This is a genomic window from Elstera sp. (assembly GCF_044372965.1).
Taxonomy (GTDB): Bacteria; Pseudomonadota; Alphaproteobacteria; order Elsterales; family Elsteraceae; genus Elstera.
The window spans coordinates 1-2,885 of record NZ_JBILQX010000290.1; the positions used below are offsets into that span (position 1 = coordinate 1).

At 67.7% G+C, this 2,885-nt stretch carries 4 protein-coding genes; all 4 read right to left on the reverse strand.

All coding sequences use genetic code 11. The features are described 5' to 3' along the window. Positions 1 to 466, reverse strand: a 466-nt coding sequence (locus ACIQ36_RS19745; protein ID WP_395832546.1) for an ATP phosphoribosyltransferase regulatory subunit, incomplete at its 3' end; no start/stop codon positions are given. A gap of 125 nt (positions 467 to 591) precedes the next feature. After that, a complete protein-coding gene (locus ACIQ36_RS19750; protein ID WP_395832548.1) occupies positions 592 to 960 on the reverse strand; it encodes a DUF1636 family protein in 369 nt (122 codons plus the stop codon). Continuing rightward, positions 950 to 1,750: an ABC transporter ATP-binding protein gene (locus ACIQ36_RS19755; RefSeq protein WP_395832550.1), complete on the reverse strand. Its 801-nt coding sequence runs from the start codon at positions 1,748 to 1,750 to the stop codon at positions 950 to 952. Before ACIQ36_RS19755 ends, ACIQ36_RS19750 begins: the two co-directional genes overlap by 11 nt. Further along, the gene (locus ACIQ36_RS19760) at positions 1,747 to 2,724 is read right to left on the reverse strand and encodes a FecCD family ABC transporter permease (protein ID WP_395832552.1); all 978 of its coding nucleotides are present in this window, start codon (positions 2,722 to 2,724) and stop codon (positions 1,747 to 1,749) included. Before ACIQ36_RS19760 ends, ACIQ36_RS19755 begins: the two co-directional genes overlap by 4 nt. Between the last annotated feature and the right edge of the window lie 161 nt (positions 2,725 to 2,885).

The window sequence follows — 2,885 nt, forward strand, 5'->3', positions numbered from 1 at the left end:
CAAGGCCGCTCAACCCCTCCAGCGCGCAGCGGATCACCTCCACATCGGCGGCGACCGAGGCGGCACCGATAAGTTCAATCCCGACTTGGGTAAACTGGCGCTGCGGCTGCAACTGGCTACCCTTCACCCGCAGCACGTCCCCGGCATAGGCGAGGCGAAGCGGGCGCGGGCGGTGGGCAAGGCGGCTGGTGGCGATGCGGGCGACCTGGATGGTCATATCGGGGCGCACGCCCATCATGCGCTGCGAGACCGGGTCCATCAGCCGGAAGGTTTGGCGGGCAACGCTCGTGTCGGCATCGGCGAGCAGCGAGTCTTCGAACTCCACCAGGGGCGGCTCGACGCGCTCATAGCCTTCGTCCGAAAAACCGCGCAGCAGGGCCGCGACGCAGGCGGCTTGATGTTCGGCTTCGGGGGGTAGGGCATCGCGCAACCCGGTCGGCAGCAGCGTCGGGGCGGAGGGCGCCAAAAAGGTGGGCGCAGGGGAAGCAGTTACCGAGGCGTTCGACACGGCAGACCAGTCTTGAGCTAAGAAAATCACGGGCGCGACAGATAAGCCGATGCATGGGGGCTCTGCCAAGCAAATTCGGGCGATCACGCCAGCATGGGGGGCAGGCGCGCGCTGAAATGGGCCTGAATACCGCGCGGCCACCGGGCGAAAGGAACCACCCCGTCCGGGCTGTCGGCATAGAGTTTGGCGAAAGCAACCAGCATATCGGCGCTCGCCTGGGTTGGCGGCAGATTGCCCAGTGCGTAGCTCCATTTACCCGGCGCGGTGAGCCCGGCGGAGCAACCATGGTTGCATTGCAGCAGGCATCCGATGCGGCGAACGCGAAGGTTTGTCGCGTCCTGCGCCGTTGCCTCCACCGCTTGGGCAAAGGATCTCCCATCGGTTTTTTCGGCGTCATAGGGGCCGGCCCGGTCGCGGCGGCAGGAGGTGCAAACGGAAAGTTCAACGGTCATCATTGGTCTCGATTGGATGGGTTGGCACCAGCACGGGCACGGGGCCGCTGAAGTTGCGATGGAAACGGGTGCCGAAGCTGGTCTCGAGGAGGGGGGAGTCCAGAACCTCGTCGCTCGGCCCGGCAAGGGCGATTCGGCCTGCGTTTAGCAGCACAAGCCGGTCGCAAAACCGCGCCGCGAGGGAGAGATCGTGCAACACGACGGCGACGGTCTGCCCGGCCCGCGCCTGGGCCTGCAATACCTGAAGCACGCGCACCTGATGGGCCGGATCGAGGGCGGCGACGGGCTCGTCGGCCAGCAGAACCGGCGCTTGGGTGGCAAGCGCACGGGCCAGCAGCGCGCGGGCTTTCTCCCCGCCCGAGAGGGAGGGGTAAGGGCGTTCGGCAAACTCGGTACAGGCGGCATCGGCGAGCGCGCGGGCAATCGCGGCTTGGTCCTGCGGCGTTGGGTGGTGCAGGGGCGAGCGCCAGCGGTCGGGTGACTGCGGCAGGCGGCCGAGGGCTACCAATTCGCGCACGCGGATCGGCCAGGCGACACTGCCGCTTTGGGGCAGATAGGCGATTCGTTTAGCGCGGGCGGCGGGGCTGAAGTCCGCTAGCGGGCGAGCGTCGAGATAGACTTGTCCGCCGGTCGGCGTCAATACGCCCGCCAGAACCCGCAGCAGCGTGGTTTTGCCCGAACCATTCGGACCGATGATCCCGGTCACGCGGCCAGGGAAAGCTTCGACAGAGACGTCGGCCAGGGGATGACGGTCGCCGATTGCGACGGAGATACCTTCCGCGCGGATCATGCTTCGCTCCGATAACGCCAGAGCAGCGCGATAAAGGCGGGGGCACCGATGAGGGCGGTGACGACACCCAGTTGCAACTCGCCGCTGCTGGGGATGATCCGCACGGACAGATCAGCGAGGGTCAAGAGCAGCGCGCCGCCGATCAGCGAGGGCAGTAGCGCGGCCCCCGGTGACGGCCCGGCGATCCAGCGAATCAGGTGGGGGACGACCAGACCGATAAAGCCGATGCTGCCCGCAACGGCGACGGACGCGCCGACCGAGAGGCAAACCCCCGCGATCAGCCGGGCTTTTAGCCAGCGTAAGCGCACGCCGAGGCTCGCGGCGGCTTCCTCTCCCAGAGTTAGGGCGTCGAGGTCGCGCGCGCAGGACAGCAGCAGAGCCCAACCGACCAGAATGAAGGGCAGAACCAGGGCGAGATCGTCCAATGAGCGGTCACGCACCGAGCCCAGCAGCCACAGCACCATCTCCGAAATGGCGTAGGGGTTCGGCGCAAGGTTCAGCATCAGGGCGGTCAAGGCCCCGCCGAAGGACGAAAGCGCAATCCCGGCCAGAATCATCGGCCCGGTGCGCGCGTCGCGCTGGGCGAGGCTGAGGAGGGCAAGCGAGGGGATTGCCGCGCCGAGGAGGGCGGCGACGGGCAGCGAGACCGGGACTTCTACCGAAAAACCGAAGTACAGTGCGATCACCGCGCCCAAGGCGGCCCAACTGGAGACGCCGAGCAGGCCGGGTTCGGCGAGCGGATTGCGCAGCAGACCCTGCAAGGCCGCGCCGGAAAGCCCGAGGCTGCCGCCGATCAGCACCGTTAGTGCCGCGCGGGGTAGGCGGATTTGCTGGACGATCAGCGCGGATTCCCCCTCTCCGAACAGTCCCGCAAGAACCGAGGCGGGGGGGAGCGGCAGCGCCCCCCAAAATAGGCTGAGGCTGAAGGCGGCGAGTGCCGCCGCCCCCAGCGCCAGAAGGCCGGTCAGCCGCACTAGAACTCCGCCTTCAGGCCCGCATAGGCCGAGCGGCCCGGCGACCGGTAGCGCGCGGTTTCGCGGCCATCGGCGTCGAACAGATTTTCGGCCCGCAGGTAAACTTGCGCCCAATCGGTGACGCGGTAGGAGGTGCGCGCGTCGAAGATCAGCCCCGGCGG